This window comes from Streptomyces sp. NBC_00016 (assembly GCF_045040885.1).
In the GTDB taxonomy this organism is placed as follows: Bacteria; Actinomycetota; Actinomycetes; order Streptomycetales; family Streptomycetaceae; genus Streptomyces; species Streptomyces coriariae.
Genome location: NZ_CP108304.1, coordinates 2,569,558 through 2,593,987, shown reverse-complemented (window position 1 = coordinate 2,593,987; position 24,430 = coordinate 2,569,558). Strand labels below are relative to the sequence as shown.

Here is a 24,430-nt window from a genome sequence, read left to right as displayed (position 1 = left end):
TCTTCTGGACACCCGGGGCGCGCTGACCGAGAATCAGCACTGTGACGTCGTCTTTCGAGTTCAACACGTACCCCGCGCGGTTGTCGGACGCGGAGCGCGACCGGGCGCTGAAGGTGCTGCGTGACGGCGTCGCCATGGGGCGACTGTCGCACGACACGTTCATCCGGCGCATGGAGCTGGCTCTCGTCGCCCGCCGCTCCGACGAGCTCGCCGTCCTCACCGCCGACCTGCCCAGGGAGAGCCGCCTCTCGCGGGCCGTCTTCGGCACCGTCGGGGCGGTCTCCGGCTTCTCGGTCCGGCTGCGCAGGGCCTGGCAGGCCGAGCGGCTGCCCAAACTGCTGCTGCCGCACCCCGGCACCGAGAGCGCGCTGCGCATCGGCCGCGACCCCGCGAGCGGCCTCAGGCTGACCCACGAGAGCGTCTCGCGGGTGCACGCCGAACTCAGCCGCCAGAGCGGGATGTGGGTGCTGCGCGACCTCGGCTCCACCAACGGCACCACGGTCAACGGACGTCGTGTCATCGGCGCGGCCGTGGTCCGCGAGGGCGACCAGGTCGCCTTCGGCCGCATGGCGTTCCGCCTCTCGGTGAACTGACCCACCCACTGGCCCACTGAGCCGACCTGCCGACCGGCCCGCCTCGCTGACCGGCTTGCTTCGCCGACGGGCTGGACCGACCCGGACCGCCGACCGACCGACCGTACCGACCCGGAGAGCCGACGGGCCCGACCGACGGACCGGCGTTCTGCCGGACCGGCTCGCCGCCTGCCGTCCCACAGGATCGGCCCGGCCCGCCGACCTCCCGACACGTGGGCCGGCCGCCGACCGGACCGGACTGCCGCCGCCCCTCGGCGCCGTCGGCCCGTCGGCCCGGATGCGGCCCGTCGAACCACGGCGTCCCGGTGGGCCGACAGGACCCTCCGGCTCGCCCGAGTCGCCACGGTCCGCTCAAGTCCCCACACCTACCGCGGTGTTGACGTACCCCCGGCCCATGACTCACTGTGCGTACACCAGACACACCAGGTGAACCGACGGCGCCGCCCTGTGGGAGGTGTGCCCTGCCGCCCCTCCTCCGCTACCCGACCGTGGACGAACTCGCGGCCCGCGCGGCCGCGCTCGCCGTCCGTGGTTCCGGGGACGTCCGGCTGCGCCGCGTCGGGGTCTCGCGCGCGGGCTCGCCGCTGTGGCTGCTCTCCGTCGGCCGGGGTGCCCGCCAGGTCCTCGTCGTCGCCGGACCGCACGCCAACGAGCCCGTCGGCGGCGCCACCGTCCTGCGGCTGGCCGAACGCGTCCTCGCCGACCCACGGTTCACCGTCGGCGCCGACGCCACCTGGAACCTGCTGCTCTGCCTCGACCCCGACGGCCTGCGCCGCAACGAGGGCTGGCTGACCGGCCCCTACAGCCTCGGCCGCTACTTCCGTAACTTCTTCCGGCCGGGCTTCCTGGAACAGCCCGAGTGGCTGCCCGACGGCGCGGCCGCCGCCGCGCTGCCGGAGACCCGTGCGCTGCTCCGGCTCCAGGACGAACTGAAACCTTTCTTCCAGTGCTCGCTGCACGGCGTAGACGTCGGCGGCGCCTTCGTGGAACTCACCCGTGACCTGCCCGGACTCTCCCGGCGGGTCGCCCACGCCGCCGCCCGGCTCGGTATCCCCCGCGAACTCGGGCCCTACGACACCCTGTACTGGCCGCGCCTGGGACCCGCCGTCTACCGGATACCGCCACCGCGCCCGCGTGACCTGGCCGCCGCCATCACCGAGGCCGCCGTCGAGTCGACCTGGTACCACCCCCACCGCCACGGCACGGTCACCGCGGTCGTCGAGGCGCCCATGTGGGGCGTCGCCGCCGTCGAGGACGGCTCCCCGCCCGCCGACCGGGACGCGGCACTGCGGACGGTGAGCTCTGCCCTGCGCCATGACGCACAGTTGCTGGAACGTATCCTCGCGCGGGTGCGGCCCCACCTCGCCGACGCCCCCGACGCGGCCCGTCTGCTCGCCCCGGTCGACGACTATTTACTGGTCTGCCCCGGTCTCGCGGACGCCTGGGACCCCGCCACCGCCGACTCCGCCCGCCCGCTGCCCCCGCTCAGCACCGCCCATCTGACCGCCCTGCGCATCGCGGGCCGCCGGATCGCCGTCCGGACGGCGGGCCTGCTGCACCAGCTCGTCACCGGCGCCGGAAGGGACCCCGTCGGCGCGCTGCCGGAGCTGGACGCACTCATCGACGCGTGGTGCGCCGACTACCAGGAGGAGTGCGGGGCGCGCTGGATTCCCGTCGCGCGCCAGGCGGAGTACCAGGCACGGGTCGTGTTCGCCGCGTTCGAGCTGGCCGGCCGCCGTGCCGCCGAGCCCGCCGGTGCCCGTTCGAGTGAGTCGGACTGGGGTACACAGCCGGCCGTGCCGATGCATCGGGAATGACGTACTTCCTCACCTGTCTCCGGCCGGCGAAAGCCGTCCGACGCGCGCTTCCGGCCGCGGCCGCCCTCCTGCTCGCCGTCGGCGCCGCCCCGGCCCTCGCGGCCTCCCACGACGCCGTCCCCGGCAACTGGCTCCAGCTCACCGTCACCCGGGGCGACTCCCGCTCCAGCGACACCCGAGGCACCCTGCTGCTGTGCGACCCGCCCCAGGGCCACTCGCGGGCCGCGGAGGCCTGCGACGTCCTGGCGCGGGCCGACGGCGACGTCGACGCCCTCACCGCGGACGGCAGCCGCATCTGCCCGCTCATGTACGCGCCGGTGACGGTCCGCGCGCAGGGGCAGTGGAACGGGCGCCCGGTCGACTACGAGCGCACCTTCGGCAACGACTGCGAGCGGGAGGCGCTGACGGGGGCGGTGTTCGCCCTGGACGACCAGGAGGTGCCCGAGGTCTGACCCGGCCAGGACGGTCGCGGGCACACGCGCGTGCCCGCGGCCACCGCCCCGTCCGTCGTCCCGCCCGCCGGGCCGCCCGGCACGGCGCCCCGCACGGAGCCGGTCGTCCCGCCCGTCACGCCGCCCGTTCGCGCGCGTGCAGGGCCGCCGCGACGACCGTGCGGGACTGGTGCTCGACCTGGTGCTCCAAGGGCACCCAGCGGGCGCGGAAGCGACAGGCGAAGGCGTCGCTCCAGGTCTCGACGAGCTGTTCCAGCCGCGGGGCGGCGTGGTCGTCGCTCTCCTGGAGGACCCGCCACAGCATCGCGGCCGCCCGCAGGGGCAGCCGGCGGGCGAAGGCGTCCACGCTGCCGACGTACGCCATCGTCGTGTCGGCGGGCGGGGTGTCCGTCCAGTCCGCGGCCAGCCCGGGCACCAGCTCCAGCGCCCACTTCGCCGCCCGCAGCAGGGGCCCGTCGACGCCCTCCAGACGCGGCAGCGCCTCGACGAGCACCCGCTCCACCTCCGTGGTGTCGCGCAGCAGCCGTCGCGCCAGCCGCCGTATCGCCGCGGCCGGGGCGGGATGCGGGGCGGGGTCGTCCACCATGTCGCTCGCCCACATCGGCACCTCCACCACCGCGGTCAGACCGCCGTAGCGATGGGCGTGGTACCAGGTGCTGTGCCGTGCGTCGTCGGGCATGCTCGGGTACGCCGCCTCCGTCCCGGCGGCCGGCATCACGTGCACGCCGGGCCCGGACGCGGGCCAGCCCGCCGCGTCGGACGCGCCCGTCTCCACCGGGATGTGCAACTGGGCCGCGGACTTGACGAACGGCTCGGCCAGACCCGGGATGTCCTTGGTCAGCTGCACCCAGCTGCCGCCCAGATCGGTGCCGTGCAGCGTCACCTGCAGGTAGGGCCGCAGCTCGTCGATGACCCGGGTCAGTGCGCGAGTCTCCGGAGGCAGCCGGTCCGGCGGCAGCACGGCGGGGGACCACTCCGGCTGCTCCGGACCGGCGGGCCGGAAGAAGCCGAGGTGGTACTCCAGCAGGCTGCGCGGTGCCGGGGTCACATGCAGACTCGCCCCGTCGGGGTCGGCGCACAGCAGGAAGTGCCAGGACGTACCGTCCCGCAACTCCCGCTCCTGCACGACCCGTTCGGCCAGCGCCAGCAGCGTCGAGCCCCCGGTCGGCTCGTTGGCGTGGGCACCCGCGACGACGAGCACGGCCCGTCGGGCGTGTCCCACGGACAGCAGATGCAGGGGTCGGCCCGCACGGGAGACCCCTACCTGCCGCAGCGCGCACATCCCGGGCTGGAACGCGGCCAACGCCCGTACGGAAAAAGTCAGTTCGGTCACAGTGGGGTAGCGCAGCTCCGGCAGGAGACTCACCCCCGTATTGGTCCGCCCGGCCTTCGCCTCCGCAGTACCCCATGGTCTCTGTGAACTGTCAAGAACGCCTGGGGGGAGGCTCCAGGGGCGCTCGGATGTGCGCTCCGGCGGAGGGTACGACCGTCCGGCTTTCACTCCTCGCGCTCCCTCCCTGCGCCGGCCGGCCGGGCGGGCGGGGCCGGCGGCCAGGGGACCTCGGCGAGCAGAGGGACGATCGTCTCCTCCTCGAAGTCGAGGTGGTCGTTCAACTCCCTTGTCATGGCGTTCAGTTCGGTACGGAAGCGCTCGGGGTCGGCGATCTGGACGCCCGCCAGCAGGGTCACCAGTTCGTCCTGGATGCGTGCGACCGTGCGGTGTTCCTCGGTGAGCCGGGCGAAGGTGTCGGCCAGGTCGGGGTGGTGGCGGGCCATCGTGGGGAACACATGCGCGTCCTCGCTGACGTGGTGGAACCGCAGCGCCTGACAGAACGCCAGACAGCGCTGCCGGATCTGCAGTCCGAGGCCCGGAGCGGGCGGTTCACCGGGCCCCTCGTGGGCCGCCCGGGCGGCGAAGTGGGCATCGGCCTGCGCCGCCACCTGACGCAACTGACCGCGCAGCCAGGTGTGTACCTCCATGATCTTGTCGGCGAGGGTATGGACCTCGCGCAGGCCCTCCCAGCCGTCGGGCTCGGCGGGCTCCAGTACGACGACGGGCAGGGAGCGGGCGGTGCGGGCCTGATGGTCGCCGTATCCGGGCGCGGTCCGTACGGCGTGTTCGAAGAGTTCCGCGCGCCGGGCCCCCTCGGCGGGGACCGCGAGCGCCTGGAAGGTCTCGGTGCCGAGTTCCACCCGCACCACGGGGTGGGCGAGCAGGTCGCGGTACCAGTCGGGATGGTTCGGGGCCCCGGGACCGGACCCGACGACCAGGAGCGCGTCGCCGTGGCGGACGTAGCCGAGCGGCGTGGTCCGCGCGGTCCCCGACTCGGCGCCGGTGGTCGTCAGCAGGAGCAGGTTCCCCCCTTCGAAGGGGCCGCCGGCCTTCCCGCCGTTGGCGCGGAACTGCTCGATGACGGATTCATTGAACGACGTGGGCATACGGGTGGGTCTCTCCGGAAGTCATGGTGAGCGTGCGCACGGCGCCAGGCGCATGGCACGCGGCACAGGGCGCAGGGCACAGGGCGCAGGGCACACAGGAAGGTGCCGCGAAAGGCGAGGGAAGGGCGTGAAGGAGGAAACGCAGAGAAGATGCACAGAGGAAACGCACGCAGAGCGCGAAGAGCCGGCGCGGAAAGGAAAGCGCGCAGCGATGTGCGTCAGTGCTGGGTCAGCCGCGGGGCGCGGAGTGTGAACTCATGGCGTGTCCCTCGAAGAAGGGTGTTCGCCCGACCGCCGGCCAGCCCACTGCTCTTTGGCCGGCGTCACGCGACACCGCCTCCATTACATGCACCCGGCCCCCACCTGTCAACGCCGAAGATCACCCCGCGGCCTCACTCCGCCCGCTCCAGCAGGGCCACCGGCAGCCGCTCGAACAGTTCCGCCACGCGCGCGTGGCCCGTGAACTCCCGCTCGGGAGCCAGGACGTCGACCCACGTCCCCGGGGGCAGCGCCAGCCGGGTCCCACGCCAGCCGCCCGCCTCCGCCAGCCGCAGCGACAGCCGCGTCACGGCCGTGACGACCCGGCCGGAGCGCGCGAACGCCAGACAGTGGGCCGCGGCCGCTCCCTCGGCGGGCAACGGTTCGTACCCCGCGGCGTCCCCGAAGACCTCCGGCCGCCGCCGGCGCAGCCGCAGCGCGGCCGCGGTCACCGTGCCCTTGGCGCCGGGATCCTCCGGCGGGAACCGCACCGGGCGCCGGTTGTCCGGGTCCACCAGCGCCAGGTACTCGCTCTCCGTGCCCTGGTAGACGTCCGGCACCCCGGGCATCGTGAGATGCACCAGTGCCGTACCGAGCACGTTGGCACGGATGTACGGCTCCAGCGCGCCGCGCAGCGCGGCCACCCGCTCGCCCGGCGCCCCGCACGGCCCCGCCGCCACGAACGCGGCCACCGCCTCCTCGTAGGCCGGCTCCTGCTCGGTCCAGCTGGTGTACAGGCCCGCCTCGCGCGCGTGCTTGAGCAGCGCCTCCTGGACGCGCTCCGGGGCCGCCGGGCCGAGTCCGAAGACCGTCTGCCAGGCCGCCCACGCCAGCTGTCCGTCCGGCACGCCCTCCTCCGCGCGGGTGACCTCCTCCAGGACGTCCGCCCAGCGCCCCGGGCACTCGGTGAGCACGGCGAGCGCGGCGCGCACGTCGGCGCTGCGCTTGGTGTCGTGCGTCGACACGACCGTGCCGGTGGCCGGCCAGTCGCGCTGCACGCGCGCGCAATAGGCGTGGAAGCCGGCCGGGGACACCCCCGGGGCGCCCGGGTCGCCGCCCACCTCGTTCGCCGCCGACAGCGGCACGTACCGGTAGAACGCCGTGTCCTCCACCGACTTGGCGCGCAGCGCCGACGCCGTCTGCGCGAACCGCGCCCGGAAGTCCGCCCCGGCCGGCCCCTCCCCGCCGAGCAGCAGTTTCCGCACCACGTCGACGGCGCCCGCCTCCTCCGGCACGACGAACGCCTGCCGCGCCTCGGCGGCCGCCTTCTCGGTGACGACGGCGGCCGGGTCGCCCGAGGTGTACGGCCGGTACACCTCCATGCGCACGAGCAGCTCCTCCAGGGCCGTGCGCAGCGCCCAGGGCGCCCGGTCGCGCAGGCCGGGGTCGGCCGACGCGGCGCACACCCGGGACGCCGCCCGCGTCAGCCGCTCCGTCTCGGCCGCCAGCTCGTGCGTGAGCACCTTGTACGCCGCCCGGCGTACCGTGGCCGCCCACTCGCCGCCCCGGTCCGTCTGCGGGGCCGCGAAGCGCCGGTAGCGGTCCAGCAGCTCCCCGGCCCCCTCGGGGTCCGTGAAGAGGCCGTCGACATGGCGCAGGGCGTCGTAGCCGGTGGTGCCGGCCACGGGCCAGGAGTCCGGCAGCCGCTCCCCGTCGGCCAGGATCTTCTCGACGACCGTCCAGCGGCCGCCGCTCGCCGTGTGCAGCCGCTCCAGGTAGGCGTCGGGGTCGGCGAGGCCGTCGGGGTGGTCCACGCGCAGCCCGTCGACGACGCCCTCGTGCAGCAGCCGCAGGATCGTGCCGTGGGTGGCCTCGAACACCTCCGGGTCCTCCACCCGCACCCCGATCAGCTCGGAGATGCTGAAGAAGCGCCGGTAGTTCAGCTCGGTGCGGGCCAGCCGCCACCACACCGGCCGGTACCACTGGGCGTCCAGCAGCCGAGGCAGCGGCAGCCCCTCGGTGCCCTCGCGCAACGGGAGGACGTGGTCGTAGTAGCGCAGGACGTCGCCGTCCACCCGCAGCTGCGCCAGCTCCGACCCGACGGGGCCGCCGAGCACCGGGACCAGCACCTGGCCGCCCTGCGTCTCCCAGTCGATGTCGAACCAGCGCGCGTACGGCGACTTCGGCCCCTCGCGCAGCACCTCCCACAGGGCGTGGTTGTGACGCGGGGCCATCGCCATGTGGTTCGGCACGATGTCCACCACCAGCCCGAGCCCGTGCTCCCGCGCGGTGCCCGCCAGCGCCCGCAGCCCCTCCTCCCCGCCCAGTTCCGCACGCACGCGCGTGGGGTCCACGACGTCGTAGCCGTGCGGGGAGCCCGGCACGGCCTCCAGGACGGGGGACAGGTGCAGATGCGAGACGCCGAGCGAGGCCAGGTACGGCACGGCCGCCGTCGCCGCCTCGAACGGGAACTCGGGCTGGAGCTGCAACCGGTAGGTCGCCGTGGGCGGCACGGGAACGGAGGCGTCACGTCGCTCAGGGGTCATGACAACCTACGTACCCGTCCCGCCGCGTTTCGTGTCAGATCCCCCCTCCGGGCGGGTCGCTCCCGTGGCCCACGGATCGGCTAGGTCGGCCGCTGGAGCACCGTCATGCTCCGGTCGACCAGCGTCAGCCGGGCCCCGGCCTGCACCTTCGGGCCCGCGCCCGGCGCCGGCGCCTCCGGGTTCCCGGTGTCCACGACCACCTGCCACTGCCGCCCGTGGTCGACCGGCACCACGAACTCCAGCGGCTTGGCGGAGGCGTTGAACATCAGCAGGAAGGAGTCGTCGGTGATCCGTTCGCCGCGCGCGCCGGGCTCGGAGATCGCGTTGCCGTTGAGGAACACCGACAGCGCGGACGCCTGTGCCCGGTCCCAGTCCCGCGGCGCCATCTCGTTGCCCTCGGGAGTGAACCAGGCGATGTCCGACAGCTCGTCGTGCGTGCCCTCCACCGGCCGGCCGTGGAAGAAGCGGCGCCGCCGGAAGACGGGATGCTCCTTGCGCAGCCACACCAGCGCGCGCGTGAAGTCCAGCAGCTCGCTGCCCTCCTCGGGCCACTGGACCCAGGCCAGCTCGCTGTCCTGGCAGTAGGCGTTGTTGTTGCCCTTCTGGGTGCGTCCGAACTCGTCCCCGTGGCTGATCATGGGCACGCCCTGGGACAGCATCAGGGTGGCGAGGAAGTTGCGCATCTGCCGGGCCCGCAGCTCCAGGACCCCGGGATCCTCGGTCGCGCCCTCCGCGCCGCAGTTCCAGGACCGGTTGTGGCTCTCGCCGTCCCGGTTGTCCTCCCCGTTGGCCTGGTTGTGCTTGTTGTTGTAGGACACCAGGTCGTGCAGGGTGAACCCGTCGTGGCAGGTCACGAAGTTGATGGAGGCCAGCGGGCGCCGGCCGTCGTCCTGGTAGAGGTCGGAGGAGCCGGTCAGCCGGGAGGCGAACTCGCCGACCGCGCGGGGCTCGCCCCGCCACACGTCCCGCACGGTGTCGCGGTACTTGCCGTTCCACTCGGTCCACAGCGGGGGGAAGTTCCCCACCTGGTAGCCGCCCTCGCCCACGTCCCACGGTTCCGCGATCAGCTTCACCTGGGACACCACCGGATCCTGCTGGACCAGGTCGAAGAACGACGACAGCCGGTCCACCTCGTGGAACTGACGGGCCAGCGTCGCCGCGAGGTCGAAACGGAACCCGTCGACGTGCATCTCCAGCACCCAGTACCGCAACGAGTCCATGATCATTTGGAGGACGTGCGGGGACCGCATGAGCAGGGAGTTACCGGTGCCCGTGGTGTCCATGTAGTAGCGCGGGTCGTCCGTCAGCCGGTAGTACGACTGGTTGTCGATGCCCCGGAAGGACAGCGTCGGGCCCAGGTGGTTGCCCTCGGCGGTGTGGTTGTAGACCACGTCGAGGATGACCTCGATCCCCGCCTCGTGCAGCGCCCGCACCGCCGACTTGAACTCCAGGACCTGCTGACCGCGGTCGCCCCAGGAGGCGTACGCGTTGTGCGGGGCGAAGAAACCGATCGTGTTGTAGCCCCAGTAGTTGTTCAGGCCCATGTCGACCAGCCGGTGGTCGTTGACGAACTGGTGCACCGGCATCAGCTCCAGGGCCGTCACCCCGAGCTCCGTCAGATGCTCGATGACCGCCGGGTGCGCGAGGGCCGCGTAGGTCCCGCGCAGCTCCTCCGGCAGCCCCGGGTGGCGCATCGTCAGGCCCTTCACATGGGCCTCGTAGATCACCGTGTGGTGGTACTCGGTACGCGGCCTGCGGTCGTCGCCCCAGTCGAAGTAGGGGTTGACCACGACCGACGTCATGGTGTGGGGCGCCGAGTCGAGGTCGTTGCGCCGCTCGGGGGCGTCGAAGTGGTAGCCGTACACCTCCTCGCCCCACCGGACCGCACCGCTGATCGCCTTCGCGTAGGGGTCGAGCAGCAGCTTCGCCGAGTTGCAGCGCTGCCCGCGCGCGGGTTCGTAGGGGCCGTGCATCCGGAACCCGTACCGCTGTCCGGGCATGACGCCCGGCAGGTACGCGTGCCGGACGAACGCGTCGCTCTCGCGCAGTTCCACCGCCGTCTCCGAGCCGTCGTCGTGCAGCAGACACAGCTCTACTCGGTCCGCGGCCTCCGTGAAGACCGCGAAGTTCGTGCCGGCGCCGTCGTACGTGGCACCGAGGGGATACGCCTCTCCAGGCCAGACCTGCATGGACACGACTCTTTCAGGTGTCTCGCCCCGTCGGGGGCGCCTTGACGTCGAGTCTCCAGGAAAGTGAGGGAACCACCTGTGACTTACGCCCCTCTTACCCGACGACCAGTGCGCAGGACGACAGGTGACCCACGTCCTGTGCCGAACCAGTGGGGCAGAAACGTACTCCCGGGCAACAGGGGGAGTAGGGGGAATTTGTGCGCACGACAGTGCGCCGCCACCTGGGCAAGGTGGTGGCGGGTACAGCCATCGCGGTGGCCGCGACGGCCGTGATGGTGGGGATCACCCTGCCGGGTACGGCGGGGGCGGACGACACAGGAGGCGGCAAGGACGGGCAGAGCACCCGGCAGGCGGCCGGACAGCAGCAGGGCGACCCGGCGGCGGCGGTACAGCCCGGTGTCGTCGAGGAGGCGCCCGCCGAGGGCACGAAGGGCGAGGGCCGCGACCCGCTCACCGACGACGAGATCACGCGGGTCGAGAAGATCGCGCTCAGCCGGCAGCAGTTCAACGCCAGCGAGGACGTGGACGGCGACCGCGGCCCGCAGCGCCTCGGCGTGGACCTCGCCGAGCCCGCGGCCGACGAGGTGGACGACCCGGACGCGCCCCGGCGCGCGGTGGTGTCGTTCTACGACTACAAGGACGACGCGCTCGTCACCAAGACGGTCAACCTCGACACCGGCAAGGTCGAGGGCACCGGCAGCCGGCACGGCGTCCAGCCGCCGCTCAGCGCCGCCGAGCAGACCGAGGCCGCGAGCCTGCTGATCGCCGACCCGCTCGGCGCGGGCCTGAAGGCCGACTTCAAGGACGCCACCGGCAAGCAGCTCACCTCCCCGGACCAGCTGCAGCTCGCGTCCATGATCTACCGGGCGGTGCCGGGCGCCGAGCCCGCCGTCCTCGACAAGTGCGGGGAACACCGCTGCGTCCGGCTGCTGCCGAAGGTCAAGAACGGCCCGTGGATCGACGCCCGGTCCCTGGTGATCGACCTCAGCACCCGCAAGGTCGCCCGGCTCACCGGCTGAATCCGTGGCAGGCCCACCTCCACGTCCGTTTTCCGACCTGCTTCCCGGAGCGGGAGGCAAAGGGAGTCATGTCCTCATGCGTGTTCCGAATCTGATCGGCGGCCTCCGGCCGCAGGGCACCGGCCGTGCCCACAGGGGCGCGGCCGTCGGCCTCTGCGTGGCCGCGCTGGCCGCCGGCACGGCCGCCGGAGCCGGTCCGGCCGCCGCCCAGCCGAAGGCCGCCCCCGCGGCGGCCGCCGACTGCAGCGCCGCCTACCGCATCGAACAGAAGCTCGCCACCGGCACGACCTGGCGCATGTGCTGGCGCTTCGAGGCCAAGTCCGGCCTGGTGCTGGAGAAGGTCTCCTACCAGCCGCCCGGCGAGGCCAAGCCGATCAGGGTCCTCAACAGCGCCAAGATCGCCCAGATCCACGTGCCGTACGACGACGGCAAGAACGAGTACAACGACATCACCGACTACAACTTCGGCTCGGGCCTGGTCAACATGGCTCCCGCCGAGTGCCCCGGCGGCACCATCAGGACGGTGAAGGTCCCGGAGTCCTTCTCCGACAACCCGAACGTCAAGGGCCTGTGCACCACGACCCGTTCGCGCGGCCACGCCTACCGCATGCAGTCCGACACCGGCAACAAGGTCTTCCAGGCCCAGGGCAAGGACCTGCTGATCTACACCGTCAACAAGGTCGGCTGGTACGAGTACATCACCGAGTGGCGCTTCTCCGACGACGGCGCCGTCAACATGAACGTCGGTGCCACCGGCAGCCTCTCGCCCTTCGACTACGACGCCGGCGACGGCCGCGGCTGGCCGATAGGCAAGGGCGCCAAGTCCTACGCCACCAGCCACAGCCACAACGTCTTCTGGCGGCTCGACTTCGGCCTCGACGGCTCCTCGGCCACCAAGGTCGAGCAGTACGACTCGGTGGTCAGCCCGCCGGCGGGCGGCCAGCAGGGCCCGACCGCCAAGACCACCCGCACGCCCGTCACGAAGGAAATCGCGGGCGACGCCCAGAACATGCGCTGGTGGCGGGTGGTCAGCGCGACCGGCAAGAACAAGGACGGCCACGCCCGCTCCTACGAGCTCGTCCCCGGCGCCACCACCAAGTACTCCGGGCGCAAGTTCACCCAGCACGACGTCTACTTCACGCAGTACAACCAGTGCGAGCAGTACGCCAGCAACAACGTCCGTGACTGCGGCAGCCCGCTGCACGGCACCTCCGTCGACAAGTGGGTGAACGGACAGACCCTCACCCACCCCGTGACCTGGGTGAACGTGGGCTTCCACCACATCGCCCGGGACGAGGACCAGCAGCCCATGCCGGTCCACTGGCAGGGCTTCTCGCTCGTCCCCAGGGACGTCACCGCTATGAATCCGCTCACTCCGTCCGCACTGGCGGGACAGAACGGACAGTCGAACAGCGGTAGTTGAGAAACGACCTGTCCATCCGGCTGCACCGCCCGCCGCTCCCGGAGTACCCTTCCTTGATCGTTGGGACGGGGATGCTCGGGGGAGCGGAAGGCGGTGCGCGGGTGGGCTCGGGAGGGCTGGAGCTGCCCCCTGGTGACGAGGGTCACGAGGGGGGCTCCGCAGACGTCCCGCCCGGCACGGTGTCCCTGGCCCGGCCGATGGAGACGAACGCCATCGGACCGGAGCTGGACTGGGACGCCGAAGCCTGGCGCGAGGTACGCACCCGCGCCCAGCGGGCCGGCCGGGCCTACATCTGGCTGAACCTCGTCGAACAGCGGCTGCGCGCCGTCGTGGCCGCCGTGCTGCGGCCCATCTACGAACCCGTCCACGGCGACGAGTGGGTGGTCGCCGCGGCCGGGCCCGCCGGCCAGGAGTGGGTGCAGCGCGCGGTCGCCGTACGCGAAGTCAGCCGCCGCAAGGGCTACTTGCTCGACCCGGCCGACGACAACGTCATCTCCTTCCTCACGCTGCCGCAGCTGCGCGAGCTGATGGTGCAGCACTGGCCGTGCTTCGAGCCGTACTTCGACGACCGCCGGGACGTCGAACTCGCCCTGGACGAGCTGGAGGTGACCCGCAACGTCGTCTCCCGCAACCGGGCCCTGTCCGAGGCCGTCCTCGGCCAGGCCGAGCGGGCCTCCGCGCGCCTGCTGGAGATGCTCGGCACCAGCGGCGACGTGCCCTCGGCGCGCCGGCTGCGCGTCGACGCCGTCGAGGACCTCGTCGGCGACCGGTACGCGGACGTGGTCGCCGTCCACTCCGACCGGGTGCGGCTGCTGCGCCGGTTCCCCGCCGAGGACATCTTCGACGGCGCCCGCCGCCTCGACGCCATCGGCATCGGCCTCAACCTGCTCGTGCAGAACTTCTCCGGCCGCCGCCTGGTCCGCCTCGCCGAGGCCGGTGCCCGCGTCCGGCTGCTCTTCCTCAACCCGGCCTCCAGTGCGGTCAAGCGCCGCGAGCGCGAACTCGGGATGAAGAGGGGCGAGTTGAGCCGCGCGGTGGAGATGAACATCCTGCACATGCGCCGGGTCCGCGCCCGGCTGCGCGACCCGGGCGCCTTTCAGATCCAGGTGTACGACGAGACGCCCCGCTTCACCGCCTACCTGGTCGACGGCGACGGCACCGACGGCATCGCGGTGATCCAGTCCTATCTGCGGCGGATGCGTGGCATGGAGGCGCCGGTGCTGGTGCTGCGCAACGGCAACCGGGTGGTCAAGTCGGGCGAGATGGACGATGGCGGACTTTTCTCCGCATACCGCGAGGAGTTCGAACTGGCCTGGGCGGACTCGCGGCCGGTGTCCTGAATTATCCGTTGGGGCGGGCGGGTAAGCGGAACGCGATCCTCTGATTGTCAGTGGTGCATGCGAGGGTGGAGACCACTGGGGGAAGCACCACCAAGAAGGGGGGCCACCATGGCCTGGTACCGGGAGCTGCTTGTCGGCTTCGACCTGGAGACGACCGGGACGGACCCGCGCGAGGCGCGCATCGTCACGGCAGCCGTGATCGAGGTCAGGGACGGGCAGGTCCTGGGACACCGCGAGTGGCTGGCGGACCCGGGCGTGGAGATCCCGGCGGACGCCGTCGCGGTGCACGGGATCAGCAACGAGCGGGCCGCCGGCGAAGGCGCCCCGGCCGACCGGGTCGCGGACGCGATAGCCGACGTCCTCGCGGGCCACTGGCGCACCGGCGTCCCGGTCGTCGCCTACAACGCCGCCTTCGACCTGACCCTGCTCTCCGCCGAACTGCGACGTCACGGCCTGCCCTCGCTGCGCGACCGCCTGGGCGGCCTGGACCCGGCACCGGTCGTCGACCCGTACACCATCGACCGCTCGGTCGACCGCTACCGGCGCGGCAAGCGCAACCTCGAGGCGGTCTGCGCCGAGTACGGTGTCCTCCTCGACTCCGCGCACGACGCCTCGGCCGACGCCCTGGCGGCGGCCCGCCTCGCCCGCGCGATAGCCGGCCGCCACCCCAAGGTCGCGGCCCTCGGCCCGGCGGAGCTGCACCGCCGCCAGATCGAGTGGTACGCCGAGTGGGCGGCGGACTTCCAGAGCTTCCTGCGCCGCAAGGGGGACGCGGACGCGGTGATCGACGGCGCCTGGCCGGTGCGGGAGCCGGCGGAGAAGACCGTCTGACGCGCCCGTGACCCCGACCCCGGCCCGACCGCCCTCACCGGCCGTCGGACGGGGACCTGTCGGACGGGGACCCGCCGGCGTTCTTCCCTGGCCGGGCGGCGGCCCGCCACGCCCGCAGCACCCGGATCAGAACGGATACCACCGCACCGCCTCGTCCCCGTCCCGCAGCGACGCCACCCGACGCCGGAACTCCGCCAGCGCCTTGGGGTCGGCGGGCGCGTGCTGGGCTACCCAGGCGCAGCTCGCGGTCTCGCGGGCGCCCCGCAGGACCGTGCAGCCCGCCCACTCCCGCACGTCCCAGCCGTAGGCCTCGGTGAAGGCGTCGTAGGCCTCGGCGGGCAGCCCGTACCGGTCGCGGGAGAGCGCCATGACCACCAGGTCGTGCTCGCGCAGATCGGCCGAGACGGTCTCCAGGTCGACCAGGACCGGGCCGTCGGGCCCGATGTGCACATTGCGGGGCAGCGCGTCGCCGTGGATGGGGCCGGGCGGCAGATGCGGGGTGAGCGCGGCGGCGGCCGTGGCGAAGCCGTCCCGGCGCTCGCGCAGATACGCCGCGTCCGCCGGGTCGATCGCGTCGCCCGCGAGCCGCAGCCAGCGCTCGACCCCCGACAGCAGATCACGCGCGGGCAGGCCGAAGCCCGGGGTGGGCAGTTCGTGCACCAGACGCAGGAGTTCGGCCAGATCCCGTGGCTCGGCGGGGCGCACCGGGTCGGGCAGCCGGTGCCACAGGGTCACCGGATGCCCCTCGACGAGCAGCGGCTCCGGCTCGGCGGCCCGCACCGCCGGGACACCCGCCCCGGCCAGCCAGGCGGCGACCGCCAGCTCGCGCCGGGCCCGGTCGAGGAGTTCGGCGTCCCGGCCCACCTTCACCACCAGGTCACCGGCGGCGAACACCGCGTTCTCGCCCAGGGCGAGGAGCCGCGCGTCCGCCACCGGGCTCGGCAGTACGTCCGCCGCGCCGAGTACGTCCCGCGCCCGTGCCTCGTCCATCGTCCGCCTCCGTGTGGTGCGCCGCCCGAAACCTGCCGGACGCGTCGTGATCCGGCCATCCGACGGCCAGTGTCGCATTCGCACAGATCGGGCCGTGCGCACGGTCTCTTGACGGGGTACAGCACCTTCACGACCATGGCGGGGCCCGTCACAGCCGCGGGAAGGGGGCCGATCCGGTGTCGTTGGCGACCGAGAAGAGACGGACCGTGCGACGCGCGTCCGGCACCGGCCCGCCGCGCGGCAGTACGGACCACGGCGCGTGGTTCCTCGTCCTGCCCGCCCTGATCCCCGTGCTGGCCCTGAGCGTCGGCCCGCTGCTGTACGGGATCCTGCTGGCCTTCACCGACGCCCAGTCGGGCCGCACCGCGCCCACCCGGTGGATCGGCGTCCTCAACTTCTCCGACCTGCTGCACGACACGCTGTTCTGGGAGTCGTTCCGGATCGGCCTGGTCTGGGCGGTCGGGGTGACCGTCCCGCAGTTCCTGCTCGCCCTCGGGCTCGCCCTGCTCCTGAACGAGGACCTGCGGCTGCGCCGGCTGGCCCGCGCCCTCGCGATCGTCCCCTGGGCGATGCCGGAGGTCGTGGTCGGCGTCATGTGGCGGCTCGTCTACAACCCGGACGCCGGCATCCTCAACGAGACCCTGCGCGACCTCGGTCTGGGGGACGGGCGGGACTGGCTCAGCGGGCTGGCGACCGCCCTGCCCGCGGTGATCGTCGTGGGCGTGTGGGCCGGCATGCCGCAGACGACGGTCGCCCTGCTCGCCGGCCTCCAGAACACCCCGAGAGAACTGCACGAGGCGGCCGCGGTGGACGGCGCGGGCTCCTGGCGCCGCTTCCGGACCGTCACCTGGCCCGCGCTGCGGCCCATCGCCCTCGCCATCACGGCCCTCAACTTCATCTGGAACTTCAACTCCTTCGCCCTGGTCTATGTGCTGACCAACGGCGGCCCCGGCGGCCGCACCCGGCTGCCCATGCTCTTCGCCTACGAAGAGGCCTTCCGCTACGGCCAGTTCGGCTACGCGGCGGCGATGGGCTGTGTGATGGTCGCGGTGATCTCGGTGTTCCTGGCCCTGTTCCTGGTGGGCCGGATCAGGGGAGGTGACGACGCGTGAGGACCCGTCCCGCGGCCCGGGCCGCCCAGTACACGGCCCTGCTCGGCTACCTCGTCTTCCTCGTCTTCCCCTTCCTCTGGCTGCTCTCCGTCGCCTTCAAGCCCGCGCGCGAACTGGGCAGCCTGCACCCCACCTGGATCCCGAAGCACCCGACCCTCGCCAACTTCCGCCAGGCGTTCGACGAACAGCCCCTGTTGCACGCCGCGTTCAACTCCCTGATCGCCGCGGTGAGCGCCGCCGTGCTCGCCGTGGCGCTCGCCACCCCGATGGCGTACGTCATGGCCCGCCGGCGCACCCGGCTCGCGCGGGCCGTGTCCGGGTGGGTGGTGGTCAGCCAGGCCTTCCCGTTCGTGCTGGTGATCATCCCGCTGTTCCTGGTGCTGAAGAACCTGCGGCTGATCGACTCCGTGCCGGGGCTGGTGATGGTGTACGTGGTGTGGGCGCTGCCCTTCGCGCTGTGGATGCTCGTCGGCTACGTGCGGGCCGTCCCCGTCGAGCTGGAGGAGGCGGCCGCGATCGACGGCGCCGGGCGGCTGCGGACGCTGGTCTCCGTGACGGCGCCGCTGCTCGCTCCCGGGATCGTGGCGACGGGGCTGTTCGCGTTCGTCACGGCGTGGAACGAGTTCTTCTTCGCGCTGGTGCTGCTGAAGACCCCTGAGAAGCAGACCCTGCCGGTCGTCCTGACCCACTTCATCGGCACGGAGGGCGTCGCCGACCTGGGCCCGCTGGCCGCCGCCGCCTTCCTCGCCACCCTCCCCTCGCTGGTCGTCTTCGCGATCGTCCAGCGCCGGATCACGGGCGGCATGCTCGCCGGGGCGGTGAAGAGCTGATGCGGACCGGAGCGCTGATCGTGGCCGCCCTGCTGCTCCTCGCGGGCTGCACCGCCGACGGAGGGGACGACGACGGCCCCGTCACCCTCCGCTTCCAGTCCCTGGCCTGGCAGGAGGAGTCCGTCCAGGCCAACAAGGACCTGGTCAAGGAGTGGAACGCCACCCACTCCGACGTCAAGGTCGAGTACGTGCAGGGGAGTTGGTCGAGCGTCCACGACCAGCTGCTCACCTCCTTCGAGGGCGGCGAGGCCCCCGACATCATCCACGACGCCTCCGACGACCTCGCCGACTTCGCCTACGGGGGCTACCTCGCCGACCTGACCGGGCTGCTGCCCGCCCGTCTCACGTCGGACATCCCGCGGCGCAGTTGGGAGACGACGACCTTCGGCGACGGCGTCTACGGTGTGCCGTTCCTCCAGGAGCCGCGCGTACTCGTCGCGAACGCGACCTGGCTGAAGCGCTCCGGGGTACGCATCCCGACCCCAGAACACCCCTGGAGCTGGGCGGAGTTCCGGCAGATCACGGAGCAGCTCAGCGGCGACGGCAAGTACGGCGTGGCCTGGCCGCTGAAGGAGCCCGTCTCCGCCACCCTCAACCTCTCCCTGTCGGCGGGCGGACAGCTCTTCCACCGGGGGGCGGACGGAAAGGTCACCGTCCGCTTCGAGGCCGGCGACGAGGTCGTACCGCGCACCGTCCACGACCAGGTCGGCACCGACCGCAGTGCCTCGCCCACGACACTGGGCAGCGGCGGCTCGGACACGCTGCCGGGGTTCTTCGGCGGCCGGTACGCGATGGTCCCGCTCGGCTTCTCCTACCGTCAGCAGATCGTGCAGCAGGCGCCCGAGGGGTTCGACTGGCAGGTGCTGCCCGCCCCGGCGGGCGCCGACGGACTCGCCCAGGGGGTCAGCCCGCAGACGCTGTCCGTCGCCGAGGACAGCCCGCACAAGAAGGAGGCGGCGGCGTTCATCGACTTCCTGCTCCGGCCGAAGAACATGGTGCGGCTCGCGCTGGGCGACTGGATGCTGCCGACCGGCACGCAGGCCCTCGCCGACCCCGCCCTGCACACGACGAAGGACGACTGGGCGACCGGCACCGCCCTCGCCGAGCACCTGCGCCCGGCACCCGCCCAGTCCGTCCGGGGCTATGCCGAGTGGAAGGACAAGGTCGCCACCCCCGCGTTCCAGGAGTACTACAGCGGGGCGATCGGTCTCGGTGACCTGCGCGAGCGGCTCGAGGAGGACGGCAACCTGGTGCTGGCGCGCTACCAGCGGTGAAGCTGGGCTCTCCGCGGTGAAGGCGGGCTCTCCGCGGTGAAGGCGCGCTCCCGGCGGTGAACGGCCCTTTCAGGGAACGGCGGGACCGGTGACCGGCTGTCCCCGGTCGTCGTACGGCCAGACGTTGGGGACGCAGCCGTCCATGCCCTTGATCTGCTGCATCATCGCCGGGGCCGGCCTGCCCGGGCCGGGACAGCCGACGTGGCCGTGGCCGAGGAAGTGGCCCACCTCGTGGTTGACGATCAGCGCGCGATAGGCGGTGACGTCCTTGGCGTAGACGGGGGTGGCCAGCAGCCAGCGCTTGAGGTTGACCATGACGTTGTCGGCCACACTGCAGTTGACCTCGCCGCCGGTGTCCAGTCCGTACTCCCCGCAGATCTTGTCCACGGTGCCCGGTGTCGCGACCCGTACGACGAAGTCGGTGGTCCCGCCGGAGACCCGCCGGAACGCCGAGTGACCGTCCGCCGTCCAGCCGCGCCGGTCGCCCAGGATGATCTCCACCTGACGGGCCACGACCGCTGCGGACAGGGAGAGGCCGTCCTCGACGTCGACCCGGTAGCGCAGGGCCGTGCCCTTGCCCACCTTGGCGCTCGATCCGGAGGCGGTGGTGAAGGTGCCCGGGCCCGAGGCGGGGATGTCCGACGCGGAAGGCCCGGTGGTCGAGCTGCCGGATGCTCCGGCCGACGCACCACCGGAAGCACCGCCGGACGACCCGGCGGACGGACCGGCCGACGGGCTGCCCGAGGCGCCTGCTGCGGCCCCGGAGCCTGCCGTCGGCCCGGTGGGCGCGGAACCGGACTCCCCGGATCCGCCCGGCTCGGCGGACGCGGTGGCGCGGCCCTCGGCCGAGGCCCCGCCCGCGTCGGCGGACGTCCAGCCCACGGCCGCGAAACCGGCGGCTCCCAGTACGGCCAGTGCGGCCGTCCCACCCCACACCGAACCCTTCCGCACGCGTCGGCCGCAAGCGTGCGCGGGGCCGCTCCGACGGCGACGGGCGGAGGAAGGAGTTGCTTTGTGCGCGGTCATGGTTGTTCAGATTGTGATCGCCATGTGATCGGATCTGGCCCGGACGATAACGAAATGATAACGACTCGATCAGTTCCGTTTCATGTGATCATCCGGTAACAGTTCTCCGAACGGGCCGACGGCGTACGGATACTGAGCGCATGCCACGAGTTCTGCTGATCGAGGACGACCGCGCCGTACGGGACGGCGTCGCCCTGGCGCTGCGCCGTCAGGGCCACGAGGTCGCCGCCGCCGAGACCGGGGAGGACGGCCTGAACCGGCTGCGGTCCTTCCGGCCCGACGTCGTGGTGCTGGACCTGATGCTGCCCGGTATGACCGGCCTGGACGTCTGCCGCAGGATGCGTGACCTGGACCAGACACTGCCGATCATCATGGCGACCGCGCGGGGCGACGACGAGGACATCGTTGTCGGTCTGGAAGCCGGCGCCGACGACTACGTGGTCAAGCCCGTGCCGGCCCGGGTGCTCCAGGCCCGGATCCGCGCCGTCCTGCGACGGGCGGCCGGCGTGCCCGCCGACGGCGGCATACCGAAGATCGACACCTACGGCGACCTGGCCGTCGACCGGGCCGGACTCTCGGTCACCTGGCAGGGGGAGCCGGTCGCCCTCGCCCCCTCCGAACTGCGACTGCTGCTGACCCTGTCGGCCTCGCCCGGCCAGGTGTTCAGCCGCCAGCAACTCCTCGAGGCGGTCTGGCAGCACAGCTACCACGGCGACGCGCGCCTGGTGGACGCCTGCGTCAAGCGACTGCGCGCCAAGCTGGGCGAGCCCCCGCGCGAGCCCCGCCACATCCACACCGTGCGCGGCTTCGGCTACCGGTTCGCCTCCCGGTGAGGCCCCTGGGGACCCGGGTCAGGGCGCACCGGCTGCGTGGTCTGCGCGTGCGGCTGGTGGTGGCGTTCGCGCTGGTCGCCGCTGTCACCGTCACCACCACCGGCGCGCTCACCTTCCGGGAGGCGCGCACCGGAGTGCTCCAGCAGAGCCAGGACGCCGTGATCGAGCTGCTGCGCACCCAGGTCACCCGGCTCGCCCCCGAGCTCGTCCTGCCCGCCGGCCGGGACGAACTGCGCCGGTTCGCCGCCGAGGTGGCCGGCGCCGAGCCGTCGGGCGCCTGGCGCGTGCTCGTCGTCTACCGCGGGCAGGAGGCCACGTCCGTCCCCGACGACCCGTTCGAGGAGCTGACGCCCGCCCTGCGCGAGGCGGTCGACTCCCGGTCGGCCACCGTCTTCCAGCGGGTGAACCGCGCGGACCACACCGCCCTCGTCGTCGGGATGTCGGTCGCCTTCACCTCCACCGCGTCGAGCAGGTGGCCCCTGTCCGGCCTCCAGGTGTTCCTGACGGTGCCGCAGACCACCGAACAGGCCTATGTGGACGCCCTGGTGACCGCCGTTGAGCGGGCCGCCGTCCCTGCCCTGGCCCTCGCCGTCCTGCTCGCGCTGCTCGCCGCCCGCGGGGTGCTGCGGCCGGTACGCGCACTGCGCGACGCCACCCGCAGCATCGCCGAGGGCCGGCTGGACACCCGCCTCGCCGTCGACGGCTCCGACGAACTCGCCGAGCTGTCGCACACGTTCAACGAGACGGCCGCCGCCCTGGAGGAGTCGGTCGCCGAACTGCGCGGCATGGAGGCCCGGGCCCGGCGTTTCGCCGCGGATGTCTCGCACGAGCTGCGCACTCCGCTGGCGGCCATGTCGGCCGTCACCGACGTCCTCGACGAGGACGCCGCCGGCCTCGACCCGGACACCGCCACCGCGGTCCGGCTGATCAGCGAGGAGACCGTGAAGCTGGCCCGGCTCGTGGACGACCTGATGGAGATCTCCCGGTTCGACGCGGGCGCGGCCGTGCTCCATCTGGACGAGATCGACCTCGCCGAGTCCCTCCGGCGCACCCTCGCCGCCAGGGGCTGGACCGACACGGTGGAGGCCCGCCTGCCGGGGCCGGACGCGCTGCGCGGACGTGTCGACCCGCGCCGCCTCGACGTCGTCGTCGCCAACCTGGTCGGCAACGCCCTGCGGCACGGCGCCCGTCCGGTGCGGTTGAGCCTCCACGAGGGCGGCGCCGGGGGCGAGGGGTCCGGCACCGGACGGCGGGCTGTCATCGAGGTGCTGGACAGCGGGCCCGGTATCCCCGACGACGTGCTGCCTCATGTCTTCGAACGCTTCTACAAGTCGGACGCCGCCCGGTCCCGGACCGAGGGCAGCGGACTGGGGCTGGCGATCACCGAGGAGAACGTCCGGATGCACGGCGGCACGGTCCGGGCGGCGAACCGGCCGGACGGCGGCGCCGTCTTCACGGTGGACCTCCCGCTGTGGCGGGACGAGCCGACGCCGGACGAGCCGACAAGGGGCGAGCCGACGCGAGAGGAGCGAGCATGAGGGGCGTACGTCGAGTCGTGCTGCTGTGCGTCCCGGCGCTGTGGACGCTGGTCTCCTGCGGTATTCCGGCGACCGGTGTGGTGGAGGCGGGCGGACCCGCGCACGGGCTCGTGCCGATGCTGCGGGTCTACCTCGTCGAAAACGGTTCCCTGGTCGCCGTCCCCCGCAGGCCCGTCGGCGCGGTCGACGCCGAGTCGGCGGTGATGAACCTGCTCGAGGGCCCGACGGAAACGGAACGGGCGAAGCGACTGACCACGCTGTTGCCCCCGCTGACGGCCGCCCCGACATCCGCCCCGACGCCCCTCGTGAGCGTGCCTCCCGCCGCCGGTCCGTCCGACGGTTCCGCCGCCGAGGCCGCCGCGTCGGCCGCCGTGTCGGTGAACGCACGAAGTGGCGTGGTGTCGATCCACCTGCGGTATGTCGGCGAGGAGTTGAGCGACCTCGCGACGGCGCAGCTGATCTGTACGGCAGCGGAGGCACAGCGCATCACGGACACCGGCACCGGCGTGGAGGCCGTGACCGTGAAGGTGACGAACGCGCGCGGGCGGAGCGTCGAGGGATCCGACGAGCGCTGCCCCGAGCGCTGACCCGCGCTATTCAAGTTGCACGAGACGTTTCGTCTCGCTTACCGTCGGCGGTATGACCAGTCGCCCCGCCCATATCGCCATGTTCTCCATCGCCGCCCACGGCCACGTGAACCCGAGCCTCGAGGTGATCCGCGAGCTCGTCGCGCGCGGGCACCGGGTGACGTACGCGGTTCCGCCCGTCTTCGCCGAGAAGGTCGCCGCAACCGGCGCCGAGGTCAAGCCGTGGCACTCGACGCTGCCCGCGCCCGACGACGACCCCTCCGCCTGGGGGAGCACCCTCCTCGACAACGTCGAGCCCTTCCTGGCCGACGCGATCCAGGCCCTGCCCCAGCTGATCGGGGCGTACGACGGGGACGAGCCGGACCTGGTGCTGCACGACATCACCGCCTACCCGGCCCGAGTCCTCGCCCACCGCTGGGGTGTGCCGGCGATCTCCCTCTCGCCCAACCTGGTCGCCTGGAAGGGCTACGAGGAGGAGATCGCCGAACCGATGTGGGCGGAGCCGAGGGAAACGGAGCGCGGAAAGGCTTACTACGCTCGGTTCCACGCCTGGCTGGAGGAGAACGGGATCACCGAGCACCCCGATTCCTTCGTCGGCCGCCCGGCCCGCTCCCTCGTGCTGATCCCCAGGGCGCTCCAGCCGCACGCCGACCGGGTCGACGAAAGCGTTTACACGTTCGTCGGCGCCTGCCAGGGCGACCGCGCCGCCGAGGGGGAGTGGACGCGCCCCGAGCGGGCGGAGAAGGTCGTCCTCGTCTCGCTGGGTTCGACCTTCACCGACCAGCCGGACTTCTACCGGGAGTGCGTGCGCGCCTTCGGTGAGATGCCCGGCTGGTACCTCGTGCTCCAGATCGGCAGGCACGTCGACCCCGCCGCGCTGGGCCCCGTGCCCGACAACGTCGAAGTACGTTCCTGGGTACCGCAGTTGGCTGTCCTGAGGCAGGCCGATCTGTTCGTCACGCACGCCGGAGCGGGCGGCAGCCAGGAGGGTCTGGCCACGGCCACGCCGATGATCGCCGTACCGCAGGCCGTCGACCAGTTCGGCAACGCGGACATGCTCCGGGGGCTCGGGGTGGCCCGGCAGCTCGCCACGCCCGAGGTGACGGCCGAGACCCTGCGGGAAGCCGCCCTCGCGCTCGTCGACGACCCGGAAGTGGCCCGTCGGCTCAAGGCGCTCCAGGCGGAGACGGCGGACGAGGGCGGCACCCGCCGGGCGGTGGACCTCATCGAGGCCGAGCTGATGAGGCAGCGGTCCTGAACAACCGTCCCGAAGCGTCCTGAACCGGCCCTCGACCGCCGCCCGTCCGGCCCCGGACGGTAACGGATAGTGGGCCGGACGCCGGACGCCGTACAGCGGGACGGACGCCGAACCGGGCGTGAGTGAGGGCCCGTT

Annotated in this window: 19 protein-coding genes and 1 pseudogene; 14 read left to right on the top strand and 6 right to left on the bottom strand. The window is 72.7% G+C overall.

Features of this window, described 5'->3' with window-relative positions; genetic code table 11:
* Window positions 1–41 precede the first annotated feature (41 nt).
* The 3 genes from OG933_RS11385 (at window position 42) to OG933_RS11375 (ending at window position 2,862) form a co-directional block, all read left to right on the top strand.
* Window positions 42–593 (top strand): DUF1707 and FHA domain-containing protein, encoded by a 552-nt coding sequence (locus tag OG933_RS11385; RefSeq protein ID WP_020125305.1) that lies wholly within the window; start codon window positions 42–44, stop codon window positions 591–593.
* 488 nt (window positions 594–1,081) lie between these two features.
* Complete coding sequence (locus OG933_RS11380; RefSeq protein WP_405626854.1) at window positions 1,082–2,410, top strand: M14 family zinc carboxypeptidase; 1,329 nt, start codon at window positions 1,082–1,084, stop codon at window positions 2,408–2,410.
* On the top strand, window positions 2,407–2,862 hold the full coding sequence (locus tag OG933_RS11375; RefSeq protein WP_362268910.1) for a subtilase-type protease inhibitor: 456 nt from the start codon (window positions 2,407–2,409) through the stop codon (window positions 2,860–2,862). Before OG933_RS11380 ends, OG933_RS11375 begins: the two co-directional genes overlap by 4 nt.
* A 115-nt stretch (window positions 2,863–2,977) precedes the next feature.
* Here the strand turns inward: OG933_RS11375 and OG933_RS11370 are convergent, their stop codons facing one another.
* The 4 genes from OG933_RS11370 to glgX all read right to left on the bottom strand — a co-directional run bounded on the left by OG933_RS11370 (window position 2,978) and on the right by glgX (window position 10,234).
* Window positions 2,978–4,228, bottom strand: a complete 1,251-nt coding sequence (locus OG933_RS11370) for a M14 family zinc carboxypeptidase (protein WP_142266687.1) — start codon at window positions 4,226–4,228, stop codon at window positions 2,978–2,980.
* Window positions 4,229–4,359: 131 nt separating this feature from the next.
* Window positions 4,360–5,301: a nitroreductase/quinone reductase family protein gene (locus OG933_RS11365; protein WP_405626852.1), complete on the bottom strand. Its 942-nt coding sequence runs from the start codon at window positions 5,299–5,301 to the stop codon at window positions 4,360–4,362.
* Between the two features lie 392 nt (window positions 5,302–5,693).
* A complete protein-coding gene (treY, locus tag OG933_RS11360) occupies window positions 5,694–8,045 on the bottom strand; it encodes a malto-oligosyltrehalose synthase (RefSeq protein ID WP_405626850.1) in 2,352 nt (783 codons plus the stop codon).
* 80 nt (window positions 8,046–8,125) lie between these two features.
* A complete protein-coding gene (gene glgX, locus OG933_RS11355; protein ID WP_405626849.1) occupies window positions 8,126–10,234 on the bottom strand; it encodes a glycogen debranching protein GlgX in 2,109 nt (702 codons plus the stop codon).
* A gap of 197 nt (window positions 10,235–10,431) precedes the next feature.
* On the opposite strand from glgX, the gene OG933_RS11350 reads away from it, so the two are divergent.
* The 4 genes from OG933_RS11350 (at window position 10,432) to OG933_RS11335 (ending at window position 14,847) form a co-directional block, all read left to right on the top strand.
* Entirely contained in the window at window positions 10,432–11,253 is an 822-nt protein-coding gene (locus tag OG933_RS11350; protein ID WP_405626848.1) for a Tat pathway signal sequence domain protein, read from the top strand.
* Between the two features lie 76 nt (window positions 11,254–11,329).
* Complete coding sequence (locus OG933_RS11345; protein ID WP_405626847.1) at window positions 11,330–12,676, top strand: copper amine oxidase; 1,347 nt, start codon at window positions 11,330–11,332, stop codon at window positions 12,674–12,676.
* A 71-nt stretch (window positions 12,677–12,747) separates the two neighbouring features.
* Window positions 12,748–14,016 carry an SAV2148 family HEPN domain-containing protein gene (locus tag OG933_RS11340; RefSeq protein ID WP_020125314.1) on the top strand — a complete coding sequence of 423 codons (1,269 nt, stop codon included), beginning with the start codon at window positions 12,748–12,750 and terminating at the stop codon, window positions 14,014–14,016.
* Between the two features lie 108 nt (window positions 14,017–14,124).
* Window positions 14,125–14,847 (top strand): 3'-5' exonuclease, encoded by a 723-nt coding sequence (locus OG933_RS11335; protein ID WP_362525123.1) that lies wholly within the window; start codon window positions 14,125–14,127, stop codon window positions 14,845–14,847.
* Window positions 14,848–14,973: 126 nt separating this feature from the next.
* On the opposite strand, the gene OG933_RS11330 is transcribed toward OG933_RS11335, so the two are convergent.
* Entirely contained in the window at window positions 14,974–15,837 is an 864-nt protein-coding gene (locus OG933_RS11330; RefSeq protein WP_405626846.1) for a phosphotransferase enzyme family protein, read from the bottom strand.
* Between the two features lie 176 nt (window positions 15,838–16,013).
* On the opposite strand from OG933_RS11330, the gene OG933_RS11325 reads away from it, so the two are divergent.
* The 3 genes from OG933_RS11325 to OG933_RS11315 are packed head-to-tail and all read left to right on the top strand — an operon-like array spanning window position 16,014 to window position 19,053.
* Entirely contained in the window at window positions 16,014–16,949 is a 936-nt protein-coding gene (locus tag OG933_RS11325) for a carbohydrate ABC transporter permease (protein ID WP_405626843.1), read from the top strand.
* A complete protein-coding gene (locus OG933_RS11320; RefSeq protein WP_405626841.1) occupies window positions 16,946–17,779 on the top strand; it encodes a carbohydrate ABC transporter permease in 834 nt (277 codons plus the stop codon). Before OG933_RS11325 ends, OG933_RS11320 begins: the two co-directional genes overlap by 4 nt.
* Window positions 17,779–19,053 (top strand): ABC transporter substrate-binding protein, encoded by a 1,275-nt coding sequence (locus OG933_RS11315; protein WP_405626839.1) that lies wholly within the window; start codon window positions 17,779–17,781, stop codon window positions 19,051–19,053. Before OG933_RS11320 ends, OG933_RS11315 begins: the two co-directional genes overlap by 1 nt.
* 69 nt (window positions 19,054–19,122) lie before the next feature.
* Here OG933_RS11315 and OG933_RS11310 read toward each other — a convergent pair whose 3' ends face one another.
* Window positions 19,123–20,079 (bottom strand): DUF3152 domain-containing protein, encoded by a 957-nt coding sequence (locus OG933_RS11310; RefSeq protein ID WP_405626836.1) that lies wholly within the window; start codon window positions 20,077–20,079, stop codon window positions 19,123–19,125.
* 140 nt (window positions 20,080–20,219) lie between these two features.
* Here OG933_RS11310 and OG933_RS11305 point away from each other — a divergent pair, with 140 nt between their 5' ends.
* From OG933_RS11305 to mgt, 4 genes and pseudogenes are all read left to right on the top strand, one after another.
* Window positions 20,220–20,912, top strand: coding sequence for a response regulator transcription factor (locus OG933_RS11305; RefSeq protein ID WP_362525112.1), 693 nt, complete (start codon window positions 20,220–20,222; stop codon window positions 20,910–20,912).
* Window positions 20,909–22,450, top strand: coding sequence for an ATP-binding protein (locus tag OG933_RS11300; RefSeq protein ID WP_405626834.1), 1,542 nt, complete (start codon window positions 20,909–20,911; stop codon window positions 22,448–22,450). The genes OG933_RS11305 and OG933_RS11300 overlap by 4 nt, the downstream gene beginning before the upstream one ends.
* Window positions 22,447–23,037, top strand: a complete 591-nt coding sequence (locus OG933_RS11295; RefSeq protein WP_405626833.1) for a hypothetical protein — start codon at window positions 22,447–22,449, stop codon at window positions 23,035–23,037. Before OG933_RS11300 ends, OG933_RS11295 begins: the two co-directional genes overlap by 4 nt.
* A gap of 15 nt (window positions 23,038–23,052) precedes the next feature.
* Window positions 23,053–24,295 (top strand): annotated as a pseudogene (mgt, locus tag OG933_RS11290) (macrolide-inactivating glycosyltransferase).
* Window positions 24,296–24,430 lie beyond the last annotated feature (135 nt).

Coding starts and splice junctions, on each gene's coding strand:
- OG933_RS11375 (WP_362268910.1), top strand. CDS start 2,407: ATGACGTACTTCCTCACCTGTCTCCGGCCGGCGAAAGCCGTCCGACGC.
- OG933_RS11365 (WP_405626852.1), bottom strand. CDS start 5,301: ATGCCCACGTCGTTCAATGAATCCGTCATCGAGCAGTTCCGCGCCAAC.
- treY (WP_405626850.1), bottom strand. CDS start 8,045: ATGACCCCTGAGCGACGTGACGCCTCCGTTCCCGTGCCGCCCACGGCG.
- glgX (WP_405626849.1), bottom strand. CDS start 10,234: ATGCAGGTCTGGCCTGGAGAGGCGTATCCCCTCGGTGCCACGTACGAC.
- OG933_RS11345 (WP_405626847.1), top strand. CDS start 11,330: ATGCGTGTTCCGAATCTGATCGGCGGCCTCCGGCCGCAGGGCACCGGC.
- OG933_RS11340 (WP_020125314.1), top strand. CDS start 12,748: ATGCTCGGGGGAGCGGAAGGCGGTGCGCGGGTGGGCTCGGGAGGGCTG.
- OG933_RS11335 (WP_362525123.1), top strand. CDS start 14,125: ATGGCCTGGTACCGGGAGCTGCTTGTCGGCTTCGACCTGGAGACGACC.
- OG933_RS11330 (WP_405626846.1), bottom strand. CDS start 15,837: ATGGACGAGGCACGGGCGCGGGACGTACTCGGCGCGGCGGACGTACTG.
- OG933_RS11315 (WP_405626839.1), top strand. CDS start 17,779: ATGCGGACCGGAGCGCTGATCGTGGCCGCCCTGCTGCTCCTCGCGGGC.
- OG933_RS11310 (WP_405626836.1), bottom strand. CDS start 20,079: ATGACCGCGCACAAAGCAACTCCTTCCTCCGCCCGTCGCCGTCGGAGC.
- OG933_RS11305 (WP_362525112.1), top strand. CDS start 20,220: ATGCCACGAGTTCTGCTGATCGAGGACGACCGCGCCGTACGGGACGGC.
- OG933_RS11295 (WP_405626833.1), top strand. CDS start 22,447: ATGAGGGGCGTACGTCGAGTCGTGCTGCTGTGCGTCCCGGCGCTGTGG.